This is a genomic window from Kitasatospora sp. NPDC005856, from assembly GCF_040629945.1.
Taxonomy (GTDB): domain Bacteria; phylum Actinomycetota; class Actinomycetes; order Streptomycetales; family Streptomycetaceae; genus Kitasatospora.
Genome location: NZ_JBEXWT010000217.1, coordinates 1 through 2,058 on the forward strand (window position 1 = coordinate 1; position 2,058 = coordinate 2,058).

3 protein-coding genes are annotated in these 2,058 nt (G+C 71.0%); all 3 read left to right on the forward strand.

All coding sequences use genetic code 11. From position 1 onward, the window contains the following. On the forward strand, nt 1-375 hold a 375-nt coding region (locus ABZ449_RS42040), incomplete at its 5' end, for an oligopeptide/dipeptide ABC transporter ATP-binding protein (protein WP_360357432.1). After that, a complete protein-coding gene (locus tag ABZ449_RS42045) occupies nt 365-1,459 on the forward strand; it encodes a dipeptide ABC transporter ATP-binding protein (RefSeq protein ID WP_360357435.1) in 1,095 nt (364 codons plus the stop codon). The genes ABZ449_RS42040 and ABZ449_RS42045, both read left to right, overlap by 11 nt. Nucleotides 1,460-1,615: 156 nt before the next feature. After that, on the forward strand, nt 1,616-2,058 hold a 443-nt coding region (locus ABZ449_RS42050), incomplete at its 3' end, for an ATP-binding cassette domain-containing protein (RefSeq protein WP_360357437.1).

The window sequence follows — 2,058 nt, forward strand, 5'->3', positions numbered from 1 at the left end:
CTGATCACCCACGACCTCGGCGTGGTCGCCGACGTCGCGGACAAGATCGCCGTGATGTACGCGGGCCGGATCGTCGAGACCGCCCCCGTGCACGAGCTGTACGCCCGGCCCGCGCACCCGTACACCAGGGGACTGCTGGACTCCATCCCCCGCCTCGACCAGAAGGGCCAGGAGCTCTACGCGATCAAGGGCCTGCCGCCCAACCTGCTGCGCATCCCCGCGGGCTGCGCCTTCAACCCCCGCTGTCCGCGCGCCCAGGACGTCTGCCGGAGCGAGGTGCCGGAGCTGTTCCCGGTCACCGAGGAGGACGGGACGCCGCTGGAAGGCCGCGGCAGCGCGTGCTTCTTCTGGAAGGAGACCCTCCATGACCGTTGACGGGGCGAGCGCGCTGGGCGCGGTGGTGCCGGAGGAGGTCGCCTTCGAGCAGGAGGTGCCGCGCGGCGAGCCGATCCTCGAAGTCCGGGAGCTGGTCAAGCACTTCCCGCTCACCAAGGGCGTCCTGTTCAAGAAGCAGGTCGGCGCGGTGAAGGCGGTCGACGGGGTCGGCTTCGACCTGATGCAGGGCGAGACGCTCGGGATCGTCGGCGAGTCCGGCTGCGGGAAGTCCACGCTGGCCAAGGTGCTGATGAACCTGGAGCCGGCCACCTCGGGATCGGTCCGCTACAAGGGGGAGGAGATCTCCCGGCTCACCGGGGCGGGCCTGAAGGCCGTCCGCCGGAACATCCAGATGGTGTTCCAGGACCCGTACACCTCGCTCAACCCGCGCATGACGGTCGGCGACATCATCGGCGAGCCGTTCGAGATCCACCCCGAGGTGGCGCCGAAGGGGGACCGGCGCAAGGCCGTCCGGGACCTGCTGGACGTGGTCGGGCTCAATCCGGAGTACATCAACCGGTACCCGCACCAGTTCTCCGGCGGCCAGCGCCAGCGCATCGGCATCGCCCGGGGGCTGGCGCTCAAGCCCGAGATCATCATCTGCGACGAGCCGGTCTCCGCGCTCGACGTGTCCGTCCAGGCGCAGGTGATCAACCTGCTGGAGCAGCTGCAGGGCGAGTTCAACCTGTCGTACATGTTCATCGCGCACGACCTCTCCATCGTCCGGCACATCTCCGACCGGGTCGGGGTGATGTACCTGGGGAAGCTGGTCGAGATCGGCAGCGACGCGGAGATCTACGACCACGCCACCCACCCGTACACCCAGGCGCTGCTCTCCGCGGTGCCGGTGCCGGACCCGAGGGCGCGGGAGAGCCGGGACCGGATCGTGCTCGTCGGCGACGTGCCCTCGCCGGCCAACCCGCCCTCCGGCTGCCGCTTCCGCACCCGCTGCTGGAAGGCACAGCACCGGTGCGAGGTCGAGGAGCCGCTGCTGGCCGCGCCGTCCTGGCTGGACGGGGCGGCGCGGCACGACTCGGCGTGCCACTTCGCGGCGGAACGAGGGGCCGAGCAGGGCTCCGGCTGAGGTGGGCCGTCACCAGGGCGCGTCCCCGCAGGTGGGGGCGCGCCCTTTGCCGTGACGGAAAAGAGATCTGCCGCAGGCTCGCCAAGTGCGGTCCGCTCCTTGATAGTTGCTCTGCGCCCTGCGGTGGGTGCCGCGGCGCCGAGGAGGGCTGCTCTGATGGACGCGGTGGAGGTGATCGGCGGCGGCCGGGGGAACGTGGAGCCCGGGACGCCGCTGCTGGAGGTCGACGACCTGCATGTGGAGTTCCACACCCGGGACGGCGTCGCCAGGGCCGTCAACGGGGTGAGCTACTCCGTCGCGGCGGGGGAGACGCTGGCGGTGCTGGGGGAGTCCGGCTCGGGCAAGTCGGTGACGGCGCAGGCGGTCATGGGCATTCTGGACATGCCGCCGGGGCGGATCACCTCGGGGCGGATCCTGTTCCGCGGCGAGGACCTGCTGACCATGAAGGCCGACGCCCGGCGCTCCATCCGGGGCGGGCACATCGCGATGATCTTCCAGGACGCACTGTCCGCGCTGAACCCGGTGCTCAGCGTCGGCTACCAGCTGGGGGAGATGTTCCGGGCGCACCGGGGGGTCTCCCGCAAGGAGGCGCGGGAGCG